The following is a 23578-nucleotide window of genomic DNA, read 5'->3' on the forward strand; positions in this document are numbered from 1 at the left end:
CACGAAGATTGGCCAGCTCGATCAAAGCGCTTGATTTGCCTGATAAAGGCGTCGTTTTCAGGTTTTTTTGGATAGCCGTTCAATTTCAGGCACGGCGTTTGCGTTGAGATTGGCACCAAGGCCCCTGCACATGAAACCGGGGCCATACATAACAAGAAATCAGTGCTCGCCTGAGGCACACCCTGCATTTGTGTGAGGAGAAATCGCGATGACGTCGTACACCTCCGGGACCCCAACCCAGAACCGCACAGCCCCCCAGTCCATCGGGTTTCTCCTACTGGACAATTTCACTCTCATTTCCCTGGCGTCGGCCGTCGAGCCGCTGCGCATGGCCAACCAGCTTTCCGGCCGCGAGCTGTACCGCTGGCACACCCTGACCGTCGATGGCGGCCAGGTGTGGGCCAGCGACGGCCTGCAGATCACTCCCGACGCGGCCATGCACAGCGCCCCGCCGATGGATACAGTGATTGTTTGTGGCGGTGTCGGCATCCAGCGCACCGTTACCCGTGAGCATGTCACCTGGCTGCAGGCCCAGGCTCGCCAGTCGCGACGCCTGGGTGCAGTGTGCACCGGCAGCTGGGCCCTGGCCTGCGCCGGCCTGCTCGATGGCTTTGATTGCAGCGTGCACTGGGAATGCCTGGCTGCCATGCAGGAGGCCTACCCGCGGGTCAACATGAGCACCCGCCTGTTCACCCTCGACCGTAACCGCTTCACCAGCTCCGGCGGCACTGCGCCGCTGGACATGATGCTGCACCTGATCAGCCGCGATCACGGCCGTGAACTGTCGGCGGCAATCTCCGAAATGTTCGTCTACGAACGCATCCGCAACGAGCAGGATCACCAGCGCGTGCCGCTCAAGCACATGCTTGGCACCAACCAGCCGAAGCTGCAGGAAATCGTCGCGCTGATGGAGGCCAACCTCGAAGAGCCGATCGACCTGGACGAACTGGCGGTATACGTGTCGGTATCGCGCCGGCAGCTCGAGCGCCTGTTCCAGAAGTATCTGCACTGTTCGCCGTCGCGTTACTACCTGAAGCTGCGCCTGATCCGCGCCCGGCAGTTGCTGAAGCAGACGCCGATGTCGATCATCGAGGTGGCGTCGGTATGCGGCTTCGTGTCGACCCCGCACTTCTCCAAGTGCTACCGCGAGTACTTCGGCATTCCGCCGCGTGATGAGCGCGTGGGCTCCAACACCGCGCAGCAGGTGGCGATGATGCCGATCCCGCAGGCCATGACTCTGTCGCCGCACAGCGGGCCGATGGCGGCCCTGAGCCAGGCGCGCAACGAGTCGACCTTTGCCAGTGTGAGGCTCTGAAATGGCACTGGCCTCTTCGCGGGTGAATCCGCTCCCACAGGTACTGCACTGCTTTCGAGTTCAGTGCAGAACCTGTGGGAGCGGGTTCACCCGCGAAGAGGCCAGTACAGGAAAACGATTCAGGCGCGCTTGTTGAACTGCGCCAACGCCGGCAACAGCTGTTTGTCGATGGCTTGGCGCACCGCCGGCAGGATCGTCGCACTACCGGTATACATCTGCTCCACCATCCCCTTCAGCGCCCGTGCATTGGGCTCGGTCAGCCCGCGCACCACCGCTTCGCACGCCTGCTCGGCAGTAGCGCCGGCCGGAATCTCGAACCCGCGCGCGCGCAGGTGGCCTGCCAGATCGTCCTGGTCAATCAAATCCGCATGCATCATGGCTGTTGTCCCTTTTATCGCTAAGAGAGTGCTGCTGTGATTTACGACCGATTCTGTGACGCCGGCGACATGCCCGCAACAACAGAATGGCGCCATGGCTGCATTGGCTAAGAACAGGTCGTTTCCGGCTAAATCGAGCACCTTGGAAGGCCGCACACTGAAGCCATTCACGGTACCTGAGGGTTTGGTCACCCTCGTTCATGCACAGTGGATGTTGCTCGCTCTTGGCCCCGGATGCTCACGGCTTTCCGGGGTTATTTTTTTTCCGAAGCAACACTTGAAGGCATGCACAAATCCCTGTGGGAGCGGGTTTACCCGCGAATGCGATGGTGAAGTTACCAAAGCATTCGCGGGTGAACCCGCTCCCACAGGGCGCGCAGTCACCTTCAGGATTTTGTGTTCAGGCCTATTACCCTGCCCAAGAATTCAGCCGACGGCAGGCCCTGCTGCTCATCCACCAACCCTTGCAGCAACCCGACGCTACGCTCACTGAACGGCGCCGACTTCGGCCCCGCCAGGTCCACATGCAGCAGCATCTGCTCACTGGCCGCCAGTGCTTCGTCGAAGCCTGCCCGGTGCAGGCTGTGATAGACATGCAGGCGCTTGCGGTCGAAGCCGATGATCTGCGTCTGCGCCCACACTTCGGTACCCAGCTTCACTTCGTGCAGGTAGTTGATGTGCGCCTCCAGGGTGAACAGCGAGTTACCGCTCTGGCCGCGGCTGTCGGCATCCAGGCCGATGCGCTCCATCAGCGCATCGGTGGCGTAGCTGAAGATCAGCAGGTAGAAGGCATCGCGCAGATGCCCGTTGTAGTCGACCCAGTCCTCCTGGACCGGGGTGCGGTAGGTGATCAGTGCGGGCATCGCGGTCTCCTCAATCGCCGAAAGCCATACCGTGCCTGGCCTTGCTGGTCTTCACCGCCTCCAGCACTGCCAGCAGCGTGTCATCACGATAGCGCTCCAGCGCCGCGATGCTGCGTTCGCCCAGCTGTTCCGAAGTGCCTTCGACCACATCGTCGATCAGCTTGTCGGTCAACTCCGGTGCCGGCAGGTAGGTCCAGGGCAGCTTCAGCGCCGGGCCGAACTGGGCCATGAAGTGGCGCATGCCGGCGTCGCCACCGGCCAGGGTGTAGGTGAGGAAGGTGCCCATGAACGACCAGCGCAGGCCGGCGCCGAAGCGGATCGCGTCGTCGATCTCGCCAGTGCTGGCCACGCCGTCGTTGACCAGGTGCAGGGCCTCGCGCCACAGCGCTTCGAGCAGGCGGTCGGCGATGAAGCCAGGGACTTCCTTGCGCACATGCAGCGGGCGCATGCCGAGTGCGGTGTAGATGGTTTTCGCGGCCTCGATAGCTTCGGGTGCCGTGCGGTTGCCGCCGACGATCTCCACCAGCGGCAGCAGGTAAACCGGGTTGAACGGGTGACCGACCACGCAACGCTCAGGGTGAGTGGATGACTCGTAGAACTCGCTGGGCAGCAGACCCGAGGTACTGGAGCCGATGATTGCATTGGGCTTGGCGGCAGCGCTGATCTTCGCGTGCAGGTCGAGCTTGAGGTCCAGGCGCTCGGGTGCGCTTTCCTGGATGAAATCGGCGTCGCGCACGCATTCCTCGATGGTGGCCACGAATTTCAGCCGGTCTTGCGCTGCACCTGGCGCCAGGCCTTGTTTCTCCAGTGCAGGCCAGGCGTTGGCGATGCGTTTGCGCAGGGCGTGCTCGGCGCCGGGCGCCGGGTCCCAAGCGACCACGTCCAGGCCATGGGCCAGGGCGCGGGCGACCCAGCCGCTGCCGATCACGCCACTACCCAGGGCGGCGAAGGACTTGATCTCGGTGATGAAGGGCATATCGGTCTCCTGAAAGGGAATCAGCGGCGCTTGAGGTTCATTTTTTCCCGGCCTTCTGCCGGGCTGAGCACGCGGCCACCCATGCGGGTGATGATCTCTGCCGCCCGCTCGACCAGCTGACCGTTGCTGGCCAGTACGCCACGGTCCAGGTACAGGTTGTCTTCCAGGCCCACCCGCACGTTGCCACCCAGCAGCACCGCTTGGGCGGCCATCGGCATCTGCATGCGGCCAATGCCGAAGCCGGCCCAGGTGACGTTGGCTGGCAGGTTGTCGACCATGGCCTTCATGGTGGTGGTATCGGCCGGCGCACCCCACGGGATGCCCAGGCACAGCTGGAACAGCGGGTCGTTGAGCAGGCCTTCCTTGATCATCTGCTTGGCGAACCAAAGGTGGCCGGTGTCGAAGATTTCCAGCTCGGCTTTCACTCCCAGCTCGGTGATGCGCTTGGCACCGGCGCGCAGTTGCGCCGGGGTAGAGACGTAGATCGAGTTGCCATCGCCGAAATTGAGGGTGCCGCAGTCGAGGGTGCAAATTTCCGGCAGCAGCGCTTCGACATGGGCCAGACGTTCCAGTGGGCCGATCAGGTCGGTGCCCGGGCCGAATTCCAGTGGTGTTTCACCCGGGCCGATTTCCAGGTCGCCACCCATACCGGCGGTAAGGTTGACGATGATGTCCACGTCAGCTTCGCGGATGCGTTCCATGACTTCGCGATACAGCGCCACGTCACGGCTGAAGCGGCCGGTTTGCGGGTCGCGCACGTGGCAGTGGACTACGGTGGCGCCGGCTTTGGCGGCCTCTACGGCAGACTCGGCGATCTGCTTGGGGGTGACTGGAACAAGGTGGCTTTTCGAGGCGGTGTCGCCAGCGCCGGTGAGGGCGCAGGTGATGATGACGTCGTGGTTCATGGCGGGGGTCCTTGTGGTGTCTGTGGTGGCCTTTTCGCGGGTGAACCCGCTCCCACAGGAGCACCGTGGTGTTCCTGGCATGCGCGTAACCTGTGGGAGCGGGTTTACCCGCGAAGGGGCCGGATCAGTTGGCGCCGAGCTTGAGGTTGTCCGCAGCCGGCTTGCCATCGAAGGTGGTCACACCCTCCAGCCAGCGGGCCTTGTCCTCGGGGTGGTCCTTGAGCCACTGGCGGGCCGATTCCAGCGCGTCCTTGTGGTCGAGCAGCGGCTGCATCATGCGGCTCTCGTCCTCGGCGCTGAAGTTCAGGTTGGCCAGCAGGCGGTGGGCGTTGGGGCAGCGTTCGGCATAGTCCGGCGCAGTCACCGTCCACACTGTCGCGCGGCCTTCGTCAGGGCCCAGGGCGTCCTGGCTGTCGCCCAGATAGACCATGTCGATATTCACGTTCATCGGGTGCGGTGCCCAGCCAAAGAACACCACAGCTTCGTTGCGCCGCACCGCGCGGTCGACGGCGGCGAGCATGCCGGCCTCGCTGGATTCGACCAGCTGGAACTTGCCAAGGCCAAACTGGTTCTTGGTGATCATCGCCTTGATCTGGGTGTTGGCGCCGGAGCCTGGTTCGATGCCGTAGATTTTCCCGCCCAGTTCCTTTTCGAACTTGTGAATATCGGCGAACGTCTTCAGGCCCTTGTCGGCCAGGTACTTGGGCACCGCCAGGGTGGCGCGGGCGTCTTCCAGGCTGGGCTTGTCGAGCACCTTGACCTGCTTGGCATCGACGAACGGGGTGATGGTCTGGGTCATGATCGGGTTCCAGTAACCCAGGAACATGTCCAGGCGTTTGTCGCGGATGCCGGCGAAGATGATCTGCTGCGAAGCGCTGGTCTGCTTGGTCTGGTAGCCAAGGCCATCGAGCAGCACCTGCGCCATGGCGCTGGTGGCGATGACATCGGTCCAGTTGACCACGCCCAGACGGACGTTCTTGCAGGCCGCGGGTTCCGCGGCATACAGCGGGGAAGCGACGATAGTGGTCAGGGCTACGGATAACAGGCTGCGGCGGATCAAGCGTTGCATGGTGGCTCTCCATCGGCAGGGCATTTTTTATAGGGGCCGGCCTCTCTGGGCCGTGTGAACACGCTACGCTGCTGCCAGGGTGGTAAATCGCACCCTGGCGACCAACATTTGCACGGAGGCGACCACCTTTGCCGTGGAGCATGCAATGCCGCAAATCATTCATTTCCTGTTGTTACCCGGTTTCTCGGCCATGGGTTTCATCAGTGCTCTGGAACCACTGCGGGTGGCCAATCGTTTCAAGGGCCCGTTGTATCGCTGGCAGGTGTTGAGCCTGGACGGCGGGCCGGTGCTGGCCAGCAATGGCATGTCGGTAAACGCCGATGCAGCGCTGGCGGCGGGCGAACCTGGCGGCATCCTGCTGATCGTCGCGGGCTTCGAGCCGTTGGCCTGTTACGGGCCGGCACTGCAGCAGGCGCTACGCCGCCTGGACCATGAGGGAGTTGTTCTGGGTGGCATCGATACCGGCGCGGTGGTGCTGGCCGAGGCCGGCCTGCTCGACGGCCACCGCGCCACCGTGCACTGGGAGGCGCTGGAGGCATTCAAGGAGCGCTATCCACGCTTGCAGGTGACCCAGGAGCTATTCGAGATCGATCGGCGGCGCATTACCTGCGCAGGCGGTACCGCGTCAATCGACCTGATGCTTGACCTGATCGGCCAGGCCCATGGCAGCGAGCTGGCTGTGCAGGTATCCGAGCAGTTCGTGCTCGGGCGCATTCGCCAACGCCAGGACCACCAGCGCATGCAGATCGCCAGCCGTTACGGCATCAGCAACAAGAAGCTCGTGAAGGTGATCGGCGAGATGGAGCGAAATATCGAGCAGCCGCTCAATACCCAGGTGCTGGCCGATGCAGTGCAGGTGACCCGGCGGCAGCTGGAGCGCCTGTTCCGCTTGCATCTGGACGACACGCCCAGTGGCTTCTATCTGCGATTGCGACTGGACAAGGCTCGGCAGCTATTGCGCCAGACCGACATGAGTGTGCTGGAGGTGGCGGTGGCGTGCGGGTTCGAGTCGGCGTCGTATTTCACACGGAGTTACCGGGCACGGTTCGAGCGGTGTCCGCGGGAGGATCGGTTGGTCCGAGTGGTGTGACTGGTCCTCGTTAGTCTTCGAGGTTCAACTCTCGCGTTACTGGAAAACCTGTTTGGTTAGACGAGGTGGGACCCCGCGCAGCGTGCAATGCCGCCTGGCTAGAACTGATCGAGATCGGATAGCGCCTGGAGGCGGTTTTCGACCTGTTCTCGCCGCGTCTCGAAAGCCCGGGCGTCGAGCTTCGCGCCCATGTGGTCCAGCTGCAGGGCAAGGCGCGTCCGCGGGGTATCCGGGTCGGTCGAACAGCAAAGGTTAAAGACGATCGCTACCGGGCTACCGCTGTCATCCAGGTCAAATTCGATGCGCAGGTGCGAGCTGGCCGAGGTGCTGCGCAGCAGGGCGAGGTCTGGCTGTTGCAAGCCATGGAGTATGTCCTTGGCAGCCCGCTCGAATTTGAGGTTGCGCCTCTGGGGCGCTGGAATCCAGCCGCTGAAGACGTCTTCGAACACGGCATCCGTGGGTACGTAGTCTAGGCTTTTCGTCGTCCGTTCGATCAGTTTGACACCGCTGTCTTCCAGGCCCTGCAGAAAACGGCTGAACCAGCGCTGGCCATCCTGTTGGCGATCGTGAACCTGGTTGGCCTCCAGTTGCGCCAGGCGCAGGCAGGCATGAAGGTCTTCCCAGGGTTGGTTGGCAGGTTTGGTGGGCATGCTTCTGGCCTCGCGGCAGGAGGAGGAAGGGGAGCCTGGCGCCGCAGGGCGGCGCCAAGTCCAGGTCAGATGTCCAGCGCCAGGATGTCGAACGCCTGGCTGGCCAGTTTCAGCCTGACGGCTTCGCGCATGGCGTCGAAGTGGCGAACACTGAACGAGCCCTGTTGCGAGGCCCGGTATACCCGGGTGTTCGACTTGTCGATGATGCGGCCAGCGGACCCTGCGGTTTTCTCGGCCTTGTCATAGCTCAGCTGAACGCTGGTCATGTGCATGATCGGCAGGCCTTGCGGAGTCATCTCGCAGGCGGAAATCTGAATGGTGCTGGATTTGCCCGAAACGCTCACGCTGCTTTCTTCAAGCAGTTGCTGCGCCTTCGGTGTTTTCACGATCACTTCGAAGGAGCGTTTTACACAGCGGCTCAGGCGGTGGCCGGCGCCGATCTGGACGGTGACGATCTGAGGCACCAGGGTGGCCAGCGTGTGGGTGTCCTTGTCGATTGCTTCCTCGACATGGGCGGCGCCGGTCAGCGTCCAGCCGAACTTGCCCAGGCCGTCGTTGTAGAAGTTGTACCACTCGCGCTGCTGGGTTTCCTTGTCGAACTTCTTGTTCGCCGACAGGTTCATCAGGCGCATGCCATCGAGCACGTCTTCAGCAACGCTGGCGGGTACATCCGGGGCAAAGATGCAGATGGTGTTGGCAACCATGACGGCGCGTTCTTCGCCTTCTTTCTTCAGGGCGGCGATGGCGCTGTTCATGTCGGTCTTGCTGATAGTGGTGGTCATGTCTTGGTTTCCGATCAAGTTCATCATCGGCGCCTCGGGCGAGGCGCCTGGGACGTACTTTGGTTCGGGTCGTCAAGACAGATAAGCCGAAAGCCTTTCCTGCGGAGGAAGGCCCCCTACTGCTGGCCGATGGACTGCAGGTACTCCGAGCGATCATCGCTGCGCTGTGCCACGCAGGTGTTCCACGCCGCTTCGAACGCCTTGCTGCCGGGCTTCTCGGCGTAGGTTTCGACCTTGCAGTCGGCATCGCGCAGTTGCGTCCACAGTTTCTCGGCCGCCTCCATGCGCCCGGCCAAGGCCGCGGCCTTGTCGCCTTCGTCGGCGTACTGGTCGCGAATGCGCTGGATCAGGTCGTCATACGCGGATTTCAGTTCACGCTCGGCCGTCTGCTTGTTGAACGCCGCGCAAGCGAATGTCTGCTGGTCGCTCTCAACGTTGTCGCACGGGGTGCTTTCTTCCTCGCCGGCCTGGGCGCCCGATACCACAGCCAGTAATACCAGCCATGCCATTGATTTCATCCGTTTTCTCCTCAACAAGGCTGACGAATCGGCTGGATTCTCGCTCAGCCGCAGACAAGACGATAGCTCCCTGAAGAAATGTTCATGAAACGGCCGGAAATGTCGTTATCGAGACTGTCTCTCATCGCCAGACAGCGTGCCAGAGGGCGCGATGTCGCGCATTGACGCTTTCGGCAAACCCCCTGTCGTTTTTGCATCGGGGCGCCTTTGGGCACAGGCATATGCTGGCCCCAAAGCGCCGACACAAGGTTTGGCGCAAACCCATTCAATAAAAGGGGACAGCCTGATGAGCCCAGCCGAACTTCACGCCGACAGCATCGTCATCGACGGCCTGATCATTGCCAAATGGAACCGCGAGCTGTTCGAGGACATGCGCAAAGGCGGTTTGACTGCGGCCAACTGCACGGTATCGGTCTGGGAAGGCTTCAAGGCAACTGTCGACAATATCGCCGCCAGCCAGAAGCTGATCCGCGACAACAGCGACCTGGTGATGCCGGTACGCACCACTGCCGACATCCGCAAGGCCAAGGAGCTGGGCAAGACCGGTATCCTCTTCGGCTTCCAGAACGCCCATGCCTTCGAAGACCAGATCGCCTACGTCGACGTGTTCAAGCAGCTGGGCGTGGGCATCGTGCAGATGTGCTACAACACCCAGAACCTGGTCGGCACCGGCTGCTACGAGCGTGACGGCGGCCTGTCGGGCTTCGGCCGCGAGATCGTTGCCGAAATGAACCGCGTCGGCATCATGTGCGACTTGTCCCACGTAGGCTCCAAGACCTCCGAAGAAGTCATCCTCGAGTCGAAAAAGCCGGTCTGCTATTCGCACTGCCTGCCATCTGGCCTGAAAGAGCACCCGCGCAACAAGTCGGACGAAGAGCTGAAGTTCATCGCCGACCACGGCGGCTTCGTCGGCGTGACCATGTTCGCGCCGTTCCTGGCCAAGGGCATCGACTCGACCATCGACGACTACGCCGAAGCCATCGAGTACACCATGAACATCGTCGGTGAAGACGCCATCGGTATCGGTACCGACTTCACCCAGGGCCACGGCCAGGACTTCTTCGAGTACCTGACCCATGACAAGGGTTACGCCCGTCGCCTGACCAACTTCGGCAAGATCATCAACCCGCTGGGCATCCGCACCGTGGGCGAATTCCCCAACCTCACCGAAACCTTGCTCAAGCGCGGCCACTCCGAGCGCGTGGTACGCAAGATCATGGGTGAGAACTGGGTCAACGTCCTCAAGGACGTGTGGGGCGAGTAAGCCGCTCTCCAAGCCTGAAAGCCCCTGCCAGCAACGCCGGGGCATCCCAATAAAAAATTTTATGGAGTTGAGTTTCCATGGCCAAGATCGCCCCGCAATTGCCAATCGAAGTAGACAGCGAGACCGGTGTCTGGACCAGCGACGCCTTGCCGATGCTGTATGTGCCGCGCCATTTCTTCGTCAACAACCACATGGGTATCGAAGAAGTCCTGGGCGCTGACAAGTACGCCGAGATTCTCTACAAGGCCGGCTACAAGTCCGCCTGGCACTGGTGTGAAAAAGAAGCCGAGTGCCACGGCCTGGAAGGCGTGGCGGTGTTCGAGCACTACATGAAGCGCCTGAGCCAGCGTGGCTGGGGCCTGTTCGAAATCCAGGACATCGACCTCGACAAGGGCACCTGTAGCGTCAAGCTCAAGCACTCTGCGTTCGTGTACGTCTATGGCAAGTGCGGCCGCAAGGTCGACTACATGTTCACCGGCTGGTTTGCCGGCGCCATGGACCAGATTCTCGCTGCCCGCGGCAGCTCGATCCGCACCGTGGCCGAACAGGTCTATGGCGGGTCGGAAGAAGGCCACGAAGATGGCCTGTTCGTTACAAAGCCGTTGTAAGCCGGAGATAGCGTCATGGCATTCGAAGCAATGTTCCAGCCGATCCAGATCGGCAAACTGACCATCCGCAACCGTGTGCTCAGCACCGCGCACGCGGAGGTCTACGCCACTGACGGCGGCATGACTACCGACCGCTATGTGAAGTACTACGAAGAAAAGGCCAAGGGCGGTATCGGCCTGGCGATCTGCGGCGGTTCGTCGGTGGTGGCCATCGACAGCCCGCAGGAGTGGTGGGCATCGGTCAACCTGTCGACCGACCGCATCATCCCGCACTTCCAGAACCTGGCCGACGCCATGCACAAGCATGGCGCCAAGATCATGATCCAGATTACCCACATGGGCCGTCGCTCGCGCTGGGACGGTTTCAATTGGCCGACCCTGATGTCGCCGTCGGGTATCCGTGAACCCGTGCACCGCGCCACCTGCAAGACCATCGAGGTGGAAGAGATCTGGCGCGTGATCGGCAACTACGCCCAAGCTGCGCGTCGCGCCAAGGAAGGCGGCCTGGACGGCGTTGAACTGTCGGCCGTGCACCAGCACATGATCGACCAGTTCTGGAGCCCGCGGGTCAACAAGCGTACCGACGAGTGGGGCGGTACCTTCGAAGGCCGCATGAAGTTCGGCCTGGAAGTATTGAAAGCCGTGCGTGCCGAAGTCGGTGACGACTTCTGCGTGGGCATGCGTATCTGTGGTGACGAGTTCCACCCCGATGGCCTCAGCCACGAGGACATGAAGCAGATCGCTGCCTATTACGACGCCACTGGCATGCTCGACTTCATCGGCGTGGTCGGTTCGGGTTGCGACACCCACAACACCCTGGCCAACGTCATCCCGAACATGAGCTACCCGCCGGAGCCGTTCCTGCACCTGGCGGCCGGCATCAAGGAAGTGGTCAAGGTCCCGGTGCTGCACGCGCAGAACATCAAGGACCCGAACCAGGCCACGCGTATCCTCGAAGGCGGCTACGTGGACATGGTCGGCATGACCCGTGCGCACATGGCCGACCCGCACCTGATCGCCAAGATCAAGATGGGCCAGATCGACCAGATCAAGCAGTGCGTCGGTGCCAACTACTGCATCGACCGCCAGTATCAGGGCCTGGATGTGCTGTGCATCCAGAACGCCGCGACCTCCCGTGAATACATGGGCGTGCCGCACATCATCGAGAAGACCACTGGCGCCAAGCGCAAGGTGGTGGTGGTTGGCGCCGGCCCGGCCGGCATGGAAGCGGCCCGCGTGGCTGCCGAACGTGGCCATGACGTGACCCTGTTCGAGAAGAAGGAGCAGATCGGCGGGCAGATCACCATCGCCGCCAAGGCGCCGCAGCGTGACCAGATCGCCGGTATCACCCGCTGGTATCAGCTGGAGCTGGCGCGCCTGAAGGTCGACCTGCGCCTGGGCACCGCCGCCGACGTGGCCGCCATCCAGGACCTGCGCCCGGACATCATCGTGCTGGCGGTGGGTGGGCATTCCTTCCTGGAGCAGAACGAGCACTGGGGCGCTGCCGAAGGGCTGGTGGTCAGCAGCTGGGACGTGCTCGACGGCAAGGTTGCGCCGGGCAAGAACGTGCTGGTGTACGACACCATCTGCGAGTTCACCGGTATGTCGGTGGCGGACTTCATTGCCGACAAGGGCAGCCAGGTCGAGATCGTCACCGACGACATCAAACCGGGTGTGGCCATGGGCGGTACTACCTTCCCGACCTACTACCGCAGCATGTACCCGAAAGAAGTGATCATGACCGGCGACATGATGCTGGAAAAGGTCTACCGCGAAGGCGACAAGCTGGTGGCGGTGCTGGAGAACGAATACACCGGCGCCAAGGAAGAGCGCGTGGTCGACCAGGTGGTTGTAGAGAACGGCGTGCGTCCTGACGAGCAGCTGTATTACGCGCTGAAGGAAGGTTCGCGCAACAAAGGCCAGATCGACGTGGAGGCGCTGTTCGCCATCAAGCCACAGCCGATCCTCAGCCAGCCGGGCGAAGGCTACCTGCTGTACCGCATCGGCGACTGCGTGGCCCAGCGCAACGTGCATGCGGCGATCTACGACGCCTTGCGCCTGTGCAAGGACTTCTGATCGCACTGGCATGAACACCGCCCCCGAGGGCGGGATTGGCCCCCTGTGGGAGCGGGTTCACCCGCGAATGCGTCAGCACTGACAACATCGTTGCCTGATCGGACGCATTCGCGGGTGAACCCGCTCCCACAGGGTCCGCGCCGCCCTTGAGAGTGGCGCAAGAATCCAGCTGTTGTGGGAGCCTCCCATGTTGAACACCCTTCTACCCATCCTGCTGTTCGCTGCCCTTGGCCTGGCGGCGCTCGGCGCCCTGCGCCGGGTGCGCATGTGGCGGCGTGGCCGGCCTTCCAAGGTCAACCTGATCGGCGGCCTGCTGGCCATGCCGCGCCGCTACCTGGTGGACTTGCACCATGTGGTCGAACGCGACAAGTACATGTCCAAGACTCACGTGGCCACTGCTGGCGGCTTCGTGCTGTCAGCCGTGCTGGCGATCCTGGTGCACGGTTTCGGCCTGCAGAGCAAGATCCTCGGCTACGCGTTGCTGGTGGCCACCGTGATCATGTTCAGCGGCGCCATCTTCGTCTTCAAGCGCCGCCTCAACCCGCCTTCGCGCCTGTCCAAAGGCCCGTGGATGCGCCTGCCGAAGAGCCTGCTGGCGTTTGCCGTGAGCTTCTTCATCGCCACCTTGCCAGTCGCCGGCATCCTGCCGGCCAACACCGGCGGTTGGGTGATGGTGGGCATTCTCGGCCTGGGCGTGCTGTGGGGCGTGTCGGAGCTGTTCTTCGGCATGACCTGGGGCGGCCCGATGAAACACGCCTTCGCCGGTGCCCTGCACCTGGCCTGGCACCGCCGCGCCGAACGCTTCGGCGGCGGCCGTTCCACCGGCCTCAAGCCGCTGGACCTGGAAGACCCGAACGCGCCGTTGGGCGTGGAAAAGCCGGTGGACTTCACCTGGAACCAGCTGCTGGGCTTCGACGCCTGCGTGCAGTGCGGTAAATGCGAAGCCATGTGCCCGGCCTTTGCTGCCGGCCAGCCGCTGAACCCGAAAAAGCTCATTCAGGACATGGTCATCGGCCTGGCCGGTGGCACCGACGCGCAGTTCGCCGGCAGCCCATACCCGGGCAAACCGATCGGTGAGCATGGCGGCCATCCGCACCAGCCGATCGTCAATGGCCTGGTCGACGCCGAAACACTCTGGTCGTGCACCACCTGCCGTGCCTGCGTCGAGGAATGCCCGATGATGATCGAGCACGTCGATGCCATCGTCGACATGCGCCGTCACCTCACCCTGGAAAAAGGCGCCACCCCGAACAAGGGCGCCGAAGTGCTGGACAACCTGATCGCCACCGACAACCCGGGCGGCTTCGCTCCTGGCGGGCGCATGAACTGGGCCGCCGACCTCAACCTGCAACTGCTGTCGGAGGTGAAATCCACCGAAGTGCTGTTCTGGGTCGGTGACGGTGCGTTCGACATGCGCAACCAGCGCACCCTGCGCTCGTTCGTCAAAGTGCTCAAGGCTTCTGGCGTGGACTTTGCCGTGCTCGGCCTGGAAGAGCGCGACAGCGGCGACGTGGCGCGTCGTCTGGGCGATGAAGCGACCTTCCAGCAATTGGCCAAACGCAATATCCAGACACTGGCCAAGTACAAGTTCCAGCGCATCGTCACCTGCGACCCGCACAGCTTCCATGTGCTGAAGAACGAGTATGGCGCCCTGGGCGGCGACTATCAGGTGCAGCACCACAGCACCTACATCGCCGAATTGATCGCAGCGAAAAAACTCAACCTGGGCCAGCACAAGGGTGGCAGCGTCACCTACCACGACCCTTGCTACCTGGGCCGTTACAACGGCGAATACGAAGCCCCGCGTGAAGTACTCAAGGCGCTGGGCATCGAAGTGCGCGAAATGGAGCGCTCGGGCTTCCGCTCCCGCTGCTGCGGTGGTGGCGGCGGTGCGCCGATCACCGATATCCCTGGCAAGCAGCGTATCCCGGACATGCGCATGGACGACATTCGCCAGACCGAGGCCGAGCTGGTAGCCGTGGGTTGCCCACAGTGCACCGCGATGCTCGAAGGCGTGGTCGAACCGCGCCCACAGATCAAGGACCTGGCCGAGCTGGTTGCCGACGTATTGATCGAAGAGGATGCGCCGGCCACCGCAAAGCCGCAAACGGCCAAACGTGAACCTGCGGAGGTGCACTGATGAGCGACATTATCCGCCGCGACCCGCGCGCCGAGTGGATCGCCCGTAACCGTCTGCACCCGCTGCATGCAGCGATGCAGACGCAGCAGACCAGCTGGATGGGGCCCAACGGCCTCATCCGCAAGAACCCCCATGCGATTGCCGCAGGTTTCATCGGCCCGGCCGGGCTCAAGCGCATCGACCGCAGCGGCGCCCAGCAGGGCACCGCTGTGGGCGGGCGACGCACAGCGGCGACCGAGGTCAAGCTGCCCCTGCATCAGGTGCCGGCGCCGGCGTTCTACATCGCCGTTGTACCGGACATGGTCGGTGGCCGCCTGAGCAGCCACGACCGTGACCTGCTCGGCCTGGCCCACAGCCTGGCCGGCAGCGACGGTGCGGTGCTGGCAGTGGTGTTTGGCGAGCACAAGGAAAGCAACTTTTCCACAGCCGGGGTTGACCGCCTGCTGGTTATCGAGGGCGAAGCCTTCGAAGGTTATGCACCGGAGCAACTGGTGCAGGGCCTGCGTGCTGTGGATAACCAGTTCACGCCACGTCACTGGCTGCTGCCCGACAGCCGCACCGGTGGCGGCGAACTGGGCCGGCGCCTGGGCGCGGCACTGGGCGAGCGCCCGGCGACGCGGGTTTGGCAGGTCAAGGACGGCCAGTGCATCGGCCGTGCCGGTGCCGGCCAGCAAGACCTGCAGCGCGCCGTCCCACGCCTGATCCTGGCGGCGGCCGAGTGCGCCGAGCCAGTCAGCGAGACCCGTCACGAAGCGCTGCCCGTGGAGTTGTCCACAAGCGTGGCGCGCAGCCTGTCGCGCATCGAAGACCTTGGTTCGGTGGCCGTGGACCCGGCCACCATTGCCATGGCCGAGGCCGAGTTCATCGTCTCGGGCGGCAACGGCGTCAAGGACTGGGACCTGTACCACAGGGCCACCGCGGCCCTGGGTGCCACCGAAGGCGCCTCGCGGGTGGCGGTGGACGACGGCTTCATGCCGCGCAATCGCCAGGTGGGCGCCACCGGCACCTGGGTTACCGCGCGGGTCTACGTGGCTGTGGGTATCTCGGGCGCGATCCAGCATCTGCAGGGCATCGGTGCCTGCGACAAGGTGGTGGCGATCAACATGGACCCGGGCTGCGACATGATCAAACGGGCTGACCTGTCGGTGATTGGCGACAGTTCGGCGATTCTCCAGGCACTGATCGAGGCTGTGGACAACTACCGCAGCGGCGGCCAGCGCGACGCGGCATAAGGGCACGAGCATGAGTACGAAAGTGATCAGCCTGGTTTCCATCGGTGCCCACCCCAGCTCGGGCCGCGCTCGCCGCGCCGAGCAGGATGCACGCGCTGTGGAGCTGGGTTTGCAGCTGGCTGGAGATAACTTGCAGGTGGTGCATGCCGGCGACCCTCGGGAGGAAGCACTGCGCGCCTACCTGGGCATGGGCCTGGACCATCTGGATGTGCTGGAGCAGCCCGCCGGTGCCGACGTACTGGGCGTCCTCGGCGATTACCTGCGCGACGCCGGGGCACAGCTGGTGCTGACCGGCAGCCAGGCCGAAACCGGCGAAGGCTCGGGCATGCTGCCCTTCCTGCTGGCGGAAAAGCTTGGTTGGCCGCTGATTGTCGGGTTGGCTGAAGTGGAGTCGATCGACAACGACACCGCCCAGGTGCTGCAGGCGTTGCCGCGTGGTCAGCGGCGTCGGCTGAAGGTGCGCCTGCCGTTGCTGGCGACTGTGGATAACGCTGCGCCCAAGCCGCGCCAGAGCGCTTTCGGGCCGGCGCGCCGGGGTGTACTGGCGGCGCGCAACGTAGCGATTGTCGAAGATGAACTGCTGGCCGAAGCCGAACTGCAACCAGCTCGCCCGCGGCCCAAGCGGCTTAAGGTGATCAAGGCCAAGAGCGGCGCCGACCGCATGAAGGCAGCGACGGCCAAGGCCAGTGGCGGCGGTGGCAAGGTGCTGAAGGATGTTTCGCCTCAGGAAGGCGCCGAGGCCATCCTCAAGCTGCTGGTGGAAGAGGGCGTGCTGCGCTAGAGCCTGAAGCGTCATGTAACTCTTTGTGGGAGCGGCCTTGTGTCGCGAAAGGGCCGCATAGCGGCCCCAGGTTTCTGCAATATCGCAGAAATTGCCGGGCTGCTACGCAGCCCTTTCGCGACACAAGGCCGCTCCCACATAGATCGCATTGCCTCAAGCCATGCGCAGTCCCTGTAGGAGCCTGGCTTGCCAGCGATGAGGCCCTTACAGACAACCCAACACATTAGCTCCCACTCAATATCCAGAACCACTGCGTATTTTGCCCACCAAATCTGTTCGCCAACATGTGGATAAAGTGTTGGCGCATAGCCGCAGCCCTTGTATGACGGGGTTTCCAAGCTTTTGATCAAAAAACGATCAGTCTTATCCTGCCTTCGCATGCAACGCGCGGCAGCACCCTCCTGATTTTGCCCACAATCGCTGTTAGCCGGTCTGTGGATAATCTGTTCGGTATCTCCTGTAAGCGGCGTAGTGAAAGGGTTTGACAGACTTGCTCAAAAATTGATCAATTCCGCCAGGATCCTCCGGAATGCCTGAAAATCAAGCTCTTGGGTGACTTATCAACAGGGCGATCGCAAAACACTTATGGGTTGCTCACAAACTCTGTTGGTGGCTCTGTGGACAAGGTGTACGAACTCCGCTGTAGCCCAGGAATGACACCGCGTTGGCCGTTATGATCAAATAATGATCAATGTACGGCCTGATATTTTTGCCAGTATCAAAACTTGCAGGCGCTGGTTAGCGTATCCACGAAAGCGCCTAATTGTGGATAAATCATGGCCAGACGTTTGTTGGGGACCGATCGGCAGCATTCGATTTTGAGCGGCATTCCTTTTCAAGTGAATGCATATTCACCCTATGGCGTTATGGCAGCTGCCGCTGTGCCGGGTCTGGCGTTCTGTGGTCAGTATCGTGATCCACTGACGGGTGGCTACCCGTTGGGCAATGGCCACCGCGTCTACAGCCCGAGCCTGGGGCGGTTCATTGGCCCTGACGCGTTAAGCCCGTTCGGCAAGGGGGGGCTCAATGCTTATGCCTACTGCCAAGGCGACCCTGTCAACTTTGTTGACCCAAGTGGTCGTTTCCCCGCCATCATGGCGCCGATCAGGAACATCGTCACGGGGGTGATCAACCTGGCAATCAGTGCCGTGAAAGCGTACCGGAACTACCGTGTCGAGCGAGACTTCGCCCTGAATAGTGGTTACCCGGCAAGCCGCTCTGGGGTTTTGACTTACAACACGGCAGAGCAACCCGTCGCACCATGGACTAAGCAGGATAAGGCGCTTTCGGTCGCTGGAGGCGTCATCGCCTCGATGAGTATTGGCACGGCTATCGGACGGCTGTTCACACCGGCGGCAGAGGGGTTGGCCTGGGTTGATTTTGGGATGTCCTCAGTTGCTACGGCCCTGTCAGCTTATGAGCTTTATGGGTTGGCAACGTCGTCTGCCGAACGGCGCTATCCGATACAACCGATGGCTTATCATGTGCGTACAGACGCACAGCGGCCAGATACAGCGGTGTAAAAGCGCCATGCTTCGGCCTGCTGCCGAAGCATGGCGGGTGTGTATGTATTACTGCGCCTGCACTTCCTTCAAATACGCCGCCGGCTCCGCCCCCAGGTTGTTCAACACTCGCTGGCTGTACCAGTCAATGAAGTTCACCACGCCAAACTCATAAGTCTTCGAGTACGGCCCTGGCTGGTAAGCAGTGGAGTTGATCCCGCGCTGGTTCTCTTCGGCCAGACGACGGTCCTGGTCGTTGGTGGCGTCCCACACCTTGCGCATGTTTTCCGGGTTGTAATCCACGCCTTCCACGGCGTCCTTGTGCACCAGCCACTTGGTGGTGACCATGGTTTCCTGGGCGCTGATCGGCCACACGGTGAACACGATCATGTGGTCGCCCATGCAGTGGTTCCAGGAGTGCGGCAGGTGCAGGATGCGCATCGAGCCCAGGTCCGGGTTCTTGATGCGGCCCATCAGCTTCTGGCAGGCCTGCTTGCCGTCCATGGTCATCGACACGGTGCCCTTGAGCAGCGGCATGCGCACGATACGGTTACGCAGGCCATGGCTCTTGTGCAGGTACGGGATCTTCTCGGCTTCCCAGGCGGCAGCGGAGGCGGCCACGTGGTCCTTGAATTCCTGGCTGGCGCGTGGGTCGTTGGTGTCGTCCCATTCCAGCAGGGTTTGCAGCAGCTCCGGGTGCGAACCGTTGCAGTGGTAGCACTCGCGGTTGTTTTCCAGTACCAGCTTCCAGTTGGCCTTTTCCATCAAGGTGGTCTGTACCGCCACCTTGGTGTTTTCCATGTCGTACGGTTCCATGTAGTGGTCCAGAGTGGCCAGGAACTCGTCGATGGCAGGCGGGTTTTCCGCCAGGCTGATGAAGATGTAGCCGCCGGCAACCTTCACGTTCACTGGCTTCAGGCCATACTGGTTCATGTCGAAGTCGGCACCCATTTCGGTGCCGGCGAACAGCAGGCGGCCGTCCAGCTCGTAGGTCCACTGGTGGTATGGGCAGACCAGCTTGGCCACTTTGCCCTTTTCGCTGACGCACAGGCGCGAACCACGGTGGCGGCAGACGTTGTGGAAGGCATGCACCTTACCTTCGGCGCCACGCACCACGATGATCGGGTTCTTGCCGATCTGCAGGGTGATGTAGTTGCCCTTGGCCGGGATCTCGCAGGTCATGCCGGCGATCAACCACTCCTTGTGGAAGATCTCCTGCATGTCGATCTGGAACAGACGCTCGTCGGTGTAGAAAGGCTGGGGCAGCGAATAGGTGCGTTCGCGGGTCTGCAGCATTTCGGCGGTGGCCTTGCGTGCAGGTTCCAGTGGATCGCCCAGGCTCAGGGTTGCGGTGACGTCCATCGTGTATTCCTCGGGGCCGTGTGCGGCCGGCAAAAGGTGGCTAATCGTTGTTGTGCCGCAAGGCTGTTCTCACGGCTCTTTGTTTCAACAGCAGGCTGGTTGTTTTGCCGTGGAGTGTGCGTCCGAAGGCGTCATGAACCGTATCCATGGGCGACATGGCCGATTTGAATTACGACGCGCCAGCCCTTGCAGCGCGGGGCTGGTCGCGATAAGCACGCCGATGTCGCAGGCAGGAATGTACGTCGTCTTCAGCTTGCGCATTATCCAAGCCATAAAAAGGCCAATAGTCGGCTGCTGGAGATGAACATGTCCGATACCTTCCTCAATCCGGTCACTACCCAGACCTGGGCCAACGGCCGCCACATCGTGCGCTGCGTCAAGGTCATCCAGGAGACCTGGGACGTGCGCACGTTCTGCTTCATGGCCGACCAACCGATCATGTTCTTCTTCAAGCCAGGGCAGTTCGTCACCCTGGAGCTTGAGATCGAAGGCAAGCCGGTGATGCGCTCCTACACCATTTCCAGTTCGCCGTCGGTGCCGTACAGCTTCTCGATCACCGTCAAGCGCGTGCCGGGTGGCCTGGTTTCCAACTTCCTGCACGACACCATGCACGAAGGTGCCGAGCTGCCGGTGCACGGCCCGGTGGGGCTGTTCAACGCCATCGATTTCCCGGCGCAGAAGGTGCTGTACCTTTCCGGCGGTGTCGGTATTACGCCAGTGATGTCGATGGCCCGCTGGTTCTACGATACCAACGGCAATGTCGACATGGTCTTCGTGCACAGCGCCCGTTCGCCGAAGGACATCATCTACCACCGCGAGCTGGAGCAGATGGCCTCGCGCATCCCCAACTTCAGCCTGCACATCATTTGTGAAAAGCACGGCCTGGGTGAGCCTTGGGCGGGTTATCGCGGCTACCTCAACCAGCGCCTGATGGAGCTGATCGCGCCGGACTACATGGAGCGCACGGTGTTCTGCTGCGGCCCGACGCCCTACATGAGCGCGGTCAAGCGCATGCTCGAAGCGGTCGGCTTCGACATGAAGAACTATCACGAGGAATCGTTCGGTGCGACGCCGCCCGAGGCCAAGGCCGATGCGGTGGAGCATGCCGAGCAGGCGGCCGACGCACCGGAGCTGGATGCGGCCGATCTCAACCTGGTGGAGTTCATCGGCAGCGAGAAGAGCATCCGCATCGCCCCGGGCGAGACCGTGCACGCGGCGGCTGCCAAGGTAGGCCTGATGATCCCGAAAGCCTGCGGCATGGGTATCTGCGGCACCTGCAAGGTACTCAAGCTGGGCGGCGAAGTGGAGATGGAACACAACGGCGGCATTACCGAAGAGGACGAAGCCGAGGGCTACATCCTGTCGTGCTGCAGCGTGCCGAAAGGGGATGTGCGGATCGATTACTGATCCGGCTATGCAGGGGGCTGCCTTGCAGCCCATCGCCGGCAAGCGCGGCTCCCACAGGTACTGCGCTTGCGGCCGGTGTGGGAGCCGCGCTTGCCGGCGATGGGCCGCAAAGCGGCCCCAGCTTCTTCAGGTGCGGAAACGGGCTACGAGGCCGTTGAGGTCTACAGCAAGGCGCGACAACTCCGCACTCGCCGCACTGGTCTGATGCGCCCCGGTAGCACTTTGCACCGACAGATCATTGATGTTCACCAGGTTGCGGTCCACTTCCCGCGCCACCTGCGCCTGCTCTTCCGCCGCGCTGGCAATCACCAGGTTACGCTCGTTGATCTGCGCCACCGCCCCGGCGATGGTGTCCAGCGCCATACCTGCGCCACGTGCAATGTTCAGGGTGGATTCGGCGCGCTCGGTGCTGGTGCGCATCGATTCCACCGCTTCTTCCGTGCCCCCCTGAATACTGCCGATCATCCGCTCGATCTCACTGGTCGACTGCTGGGTACGATGAGCCAGCGCCCGCACCTCATCGGCCACCACGGCAAACCCACGGCCCGCCTCACCGGCACGTGCCGCCTCGATGGCGGCGTTCAGCGCCAGCAGGTTGGTCTGGTCGGCCAGGCCACGGATCACGTCCAGCACCTTGCCAATATCGCGCGACTGTTCGGCCAGGTGAGTAATCAGTTTGGCAGTGGCCTGCACATCGCCGCTCATGCGCTCGATGGCACCCACGGTCTCCATTACCAGGTCACGCCCATCGCCGGTGGAGCGGCTGGCTTCACTGGACGCTTCCGAGGTGCTTACGGCATTGCGCGCCACTTCTTCCACAGCGCTGGTCATTTCAGTCACCGCAGTGGCAGCCTGCTCGATCTCGTTGTTCTGCTGCTGCAGGCCACGGGCACTTTCGTCGGTGACGGCATTCAATTCTTCGGCCGCCGAGGCCAGCTGGGTAGCGGAGCCCGCGATCTGTTGCAGGGTGTCGCGCAGCTTGTCCTGCATGCGGGCCATGGCGCGCAGCAGGCGCGCGGCTTCATCGGTGCCTTCGGCGCGGATGATGTGGGTCAGGTCTCCGTCGGCGACCTGTTCGGCGCTTTTGAGTGCTTCTTCAATCGGTTTGACGATGCTGCGGGTCAGCAGGAAGGCGCAGACGAAAGTCAGCACGGTGGCGGCGACCAGCAGGCCGATCACCAGGGCGAAGGCAGCGGCATACTGGTTGGCAGCCTTCTCGTTGGTGGCGCGGGTCTGGTCGGTGTTGATGCGCACCAAGGTGTCCATGACCTTGTTGATCTGTTCGGAGTTGGCCAGCAGGTCGCGGTTGAGCAGGTCGCGCAGTTCGTCGACGCGGTCGGCCTGGCTCAGGCTGCGCAAGCGCGACTCAAGCTGGCGGTACTGGTTGAGCAACAGGCCGTACTGGTCGAACGCAGCTTGCTCGTCGGCGGCGCCGATCATCGGCAGGTAGGCCTGGCGTGCACGGTCGATCTGGCTGTTGCGCTCGTCCAGCAGGCTAAGGGTCTCGCGCTGGGTTGCCGGCTCGCGGTTGAGCAGCAGGCGATAGGAGAGGGTGCGCATGCGCAGGTTCAGGGCGGTGAGCTCGTCGAGGATCTTGATGCTGGGCACGCTGACCTGTTCGATTACGACGCCGGCCTGGCGGATGTTGCCCATCTGGATGAGCGAGAAAATACCGAGGCCAAGCATCAGCAGGCCGATGAGCGCGAAGCCGAGCAGCGCGCGCGGGGCGATGTTCATATTGCGTAGAGACATGGAGGGGACGATCCAGGCAAGGGAAAAATGGTGCGCAAGTGCGACAAAACATGACTTGCCGGGCTATCGGTTGTGACTGCTCAGTCTTGAGTGCTATTGGCGAAAATTGTGAGGTTGCTAACCTTTTCCTGACCGGCGGTTGACCCAGGTCGGAACAAGGGGGTGGTTCCTCTGTCAATCTGCGGGTTAGACACCTCGTGAATCCGATATTTAATGGCGATGGGCCGCACTTTTCTTTATCGTGTGCGCCCCTCGCAACAACCTGAGATAGACCCATGCTGGAAGCTTCCCTTAACCAAATCGAGCAACTGGTCAGCGACCTGATGCAGAAGAACGCTCAACTCACCGAGCAGAACACCGCCCTCGGCCAGGAACTGGCCCAGGCCAAGGAAGAGAACGAAACCCTGCAGCTGTCGCTGATGGAGCAGGAAGAGAAGAACGGCAGCACCGCCGCACGCCTGCAGGCCCTGCTCGAGCGCGCCAACGCCGGCGTCGTAGGCGCATGACACTGCAAGCGCAGCCGATCAATGTCGTGTCGATCCTCGGCAACGACTATTCGATCAAGGCGCCTGAAGGCCAGGAAGCGACCCTGGCCCAGGCGGTGCAGATGCTCAACACCGCCCTGGCCCAGACCAAGCGTCAGTACCCGACCCTGATCGGCGACAAGTTGCTGGTACTGGCCGCGCTGAACCTGTGTTCGCGGCAGATCGAACTACAGGATGAGCACCGCAAGACGTTGGAGCGTACCCAGGCGCAGATCGACGCCACGGTGGACGCCATCGTGCGGACCATAGCCGAACAATAAGGCCTTGCATCGACCTCTGTGGGAGCGGGTTCACCCGCGAATGCGTCAGTGCATTCAGCATCGCATTCGCGGGTAAACCCGCTCCCACAGGGCATATGATTGCT

The 23578-nt window shown here is 62.4% G+C and carries 22 protein-coding genes and 1 pseudogene; 12 read left to right on the top strand and 11 right to left on the bottom strand.

Going from position 1 to position 23578, the window contains the following annotated elements; translation table 11 throughout:
• The first annotated feature begins 208 nt into the window (after positions 1 to 208).
• Positions 209 to 1315, top strand: coding sequence for a GlxA family transcriptional regulator (locus R9B85_RS14045; protein ID WP_112251398.1), 1107 nt, complete (start codon positions 209 to 211; stop codon positions 1313 to 1315).
• Between the two features lie 119 nt (positions 1316 to 1434).
• Here the strand turns inward: R9B85_RS14045 and R9B85_RS14050 are convergent, their stop codons facing one another.
• From R9B85_RS14050 to choX, 5 genes are all read right to left on the bottom strand, one after another.
• On the bottom strand, positions 1435 to 1692 hold the full coding sequence (locus tag R9B85_RS14050; RefSeq protein WP_046614493.1) for a hypothetical protein: 258 nt from the start codon (positions 1690 to 1692) through the stop codon (positions 1435 to 1437).
• Between the two features lie 386 nt (positions 1693 to 2078).
• Positions 2079 to 2555 carry a thioesterase family protein gene (locus R9B85_RS14055; RefSeq protein ID WP_112251400.1) on the bottom strand — a complete coding sequence of 159 codons (477 nt, stop codon included), beginning with the start codon at positions 2553 to 2555 and terminating at the stop codon, positions 2079 to 2081.
• A 10-nt stretch (positions 2556 to 2565) separates the two neighbouring features.
• Entirely contained in the window at positions 2566 to 3531 is a 966-nt protein-coding gene (locus tag R9B85_RS14060) for an L-carnitine dehydrogenase (protein WP_112251402.1), read from the bottom strand.
• 20 nt (positions 3532 to 3551) lie between these two features.
• The gene (locus tag R9B85_RS14065; RefSeq protein WP_207878597.1) at positions 3552 to 4436 is read right to left on the bottom strand and encodes a 3-keto-5-aminohexanoate cleavage protein; all 885 of its coding nucleotides are present in this window, start codon (positions 4434 to 4436) and stop codon (positions 3552 to 3554) included.
• 124 nt (positions 4437 to 4560) lie between these two features.
• Positions 4561 to 5505: a choline ABC transporter substrate-binding protein gene (gene choX / locus R9B85_RS14070; protein WP_112251406.1), complete on the bottom strand. Its 945-nt coding sequence runs from the start codon at positions 5503 to 5505 to the stop codon at positions 4561 to 4563.
• Positions 5506 to 5650: 145 nt separating this feature from the next.
• Here choX and R9B85_RS14075 point away from each other — a divergent pair, with 145 nt between their 5' ends.
• Positions 5651 to 6595 carry a GlxA family transcriptional regulator gene (locus R9B85_RS14075; RefSeq protein WP_112251408.1) on the top strand — a complete coding sequence of 315 codons (945 nt, stop codon included), beginning with the start codon at positions 5651 to 5653 and terminating at the stop codon, positions 6593 to 6595.
• Positions 6596 to 6693: 98 nt separating this feature from the next.
• Here R9B85_RS14075 and R9B85_RS14080 read toward each other — a convergent pair whose 3' ends face one another.
• From R9B85_RS14080 to R9B85_RS14090, 3 genes are all read right to left on the bottom strand, one after another.
• A complete protein-coding gene (locus tag R9B85_RS14080) occupies positions 6694 to 7245 on the bottom strand; it encodes a hypothetical protein (protein ID WP_423770304.1) in 552 nt (183 codons plus the stop codon).
• A gap of 65 nt (positions 7246 to 7310) precedes the next feature.
• Positions 7311 to 8027, bottom strand: coding sequence for a hypothetical protein (locus R9B85_RS14085; RefSeq protein ID WP_423770305.1), 717 nt, complete (start codon positions 8025 to 8027; stop codon positions 7311 to 7313).
• Positions 8028 to 8143: 116 nt separating this feature from the next.
• On the bottom strand, positions 8144 to 8545 hold the full coding sequence (locus R9B85_RS14090; protein ID WP_112251414.1) for a lysozyme inhibitor LprI family protein: 402 nt from the start codon (positions 8543 to 8545) through the stop codon (positions 8144 to 8146).
• Between the two features lie 286 nt (positions 8546 to 8831).
• On the opposite strand from R9B85_RS14090, the gene R9B85_RS14095 reads away from it, so the two are divergent.
• The 7 genes from R9B85_RS14095 to R9B85_RS14125 all read left to right on the top strand — a co-directional run bounded on the left by R9B85_RS14095 (position 8832) and on the right by R9B85_RS14125 (position 18169).
• A complete protein-coding gene (locus R9B85_RS14095) occupies positions 8832 to 9809 on the top strand; it encodes a dipeptidase (protein ID WP_003257506.1) in 978 nt (325 codons plus the stop codon).
• Positions 9810 to 9886: 77 nt separating this feature from the next.
• Complete coding sequence (locus R9B85_RS14100) at positions 9887 to 10417, top strand: DUF5943 domain-containing protein (RefSeq protein WP_013970507.1); 531 nt, start codon at positions 9887 to 9889, stop codon at positions 10415 to 10417.
• 15 nt (positions 10418 to 10432) lie between these two features.
• The gene (dgcA, locus tag R9B85_RS14105) at positions 10433 to 12493 is read left to right on the top strand and encodes a dimethylglycine demethylation protein DgcA (RefSeq protein WP_025337383.1); all 2061 of its coding nucleotides are present in this window, start codon (positions 10433 to 10435) and stop codon (positions 12491 to 12493) included.
• A gap of 187 nt (positions 12494 to 12680) precedes the next feature.
• Positions 12681 to 14633 (top strand): dimethylglycine demethylation protein DgcB, encoded by a 1953-nt coding sequence (gene dgcB, locus R9B85_RS14110; RefSeq protein WP_112251416.1) that lies wholly within the window; start codon positions 12681 to 12683, stop codon positions 14631 to 14633.
• Complete coding sequence (locus R9B85_RS14115; protein ID WP_252378478.1) at positions 14633 to 15865, top strand: electron transfer flavoprotein subunit alpha/FixB family protein; 1233 nt, start codon at positions 14633 to 14635, stop codon at positions 15863 to 15865. Before dgcB ends, R9B85_RS14115 begins: the two co-directional genes overlap by 1 nt.
• Positions 15866 to 15875: 10 nt before the next feature.
• Positions 15876 to 16646, top strand: a complete 771-nt coding sequence (locus R9B85_RS14120) for an electron transfer flavoprotein subunit beta (protein WP_112251418.1) — start codon at positions 15876 to 15878, stop codon at positions 16644 to 16646.
• A 776-nt stretch (positions 16647 to 17422) separates the two neighbouring features.
• The gene (locus R9B85_RS14125; RefSeq protein WP_112251419.1) at positions 17423 to 18169 is read left to right on the top strand and encodes an RHS repeat-associated core domain-containing protein; all 747 of its coding nucleotides are present in this window, start codon (positions 17423 to 17425) and stop codon (positions 18167 to 18169) included.
• Positions 18170 to 18217: 48 nt separating this feature from the next.
• Here the strand turns inward: R9B85_RS14125 and gbcA are convergent, their stop codons facing one another.
• Positions 18218 to 19510 carry a glycine-betaine demethylase subunit GbcA gene (gbcA, locus tag R9B85_RS14130; protein WP_112251420.1) on the bottom strand — a complete coding sequence of 431 codons (1293 nt, stop codon included), beginning with the start codon at positions 19508 to 19510 and terminating at the stop codon, positions 18218 to 18220.
• Between the two features lie 306 nt (positions 19511 to 19816).
• Here gbcA and gbcB point away from each other — a divergent pair, with 306 nt between their 5' ends.
• Complete coding sequence (gene gbcB, locus R9B85_RS14135; protein WP_085626183.1) at positions 19817 to 20917, top strand: glycine-betaine demethylase subunit GbcB; 1101 nt, start codon at positions 19817 to 19819, stop codon at positions 20915 to 20917.
• Positions 20918 to 21043: 126 nt separating this feature from the next.
• Here gbcB and R9B85_RS14140 read toward each other — a convergent pair whose 3' ends face one another.
• Both R9B85_RS14140 and R9B85_RS14145 read right to left on the bottom strand, forming a co-directional pair.
• On the bottom strand, positions 21044 to 21916 hold the full coding sequence (locus R9B85_RS14140) for a methyl-accepting chemotaxis protein (protein ID WP_404943662.1): 873 nt from the start codon (positions 21914 to 21916) through the stop codon (positions 21044 to 21046).
• Positions 21899 to 22669 (bottom strand): annotated as a pseudogene (locus tag R9B85_RS14145) (MCP four helix bundle domain-containing protein); the annotation flags it as partial. The pseudogene R9B85_RS14145 and the gene R9B85_RS14140, both read right to left, overlap by 18 nt.
• Before the next feature lie 275 nt (positions 22670 to 22944).
• On the opposite strand from R9B85_RS14145, the gene R9B85_RS14150 reads away from it, so the two are divergent.
• Together R9B85_RS14150 and R9B85_RS14155 are read left to right on the top strand one after the other, a co-directional pair.
• Positions 22945 to 23175, top strand: coding sequence for a hypothetical protein (locus R9B85_RS14150; RefSeq protein WP_025337390.1), 231 nt, complete (start codon positions 22945 to 22947; stop codon positions 23173 to 23175).
• A complete protein-coding gene (locus R9B85_RS14155; protein ID WP_112251423.1) occupies positions 23172 to 23474 on the top strand; it encodes a cell division protein ZapA in 303 nt (100 codons plus the stop codon). Before R9B85_RS14150 ends, R9B85_RS14155 begins: the two co-directional genes overlap by 4 nt.
• Positions 23475 to 23578: the final 104 nt, after the last annotated feature.

Origin of the sequence: Pseudomonas sp. NLJ1 (genome assembly GCF_049486705.1) — a bacterium.
Classification (GTDB): Bacteria; Pseudomonadota; Gammaproteobacteria; order Pseudomonadales; family Pseudomonadaceae; genus Aquipseudomonas; species Aquipseudomonas inefficax.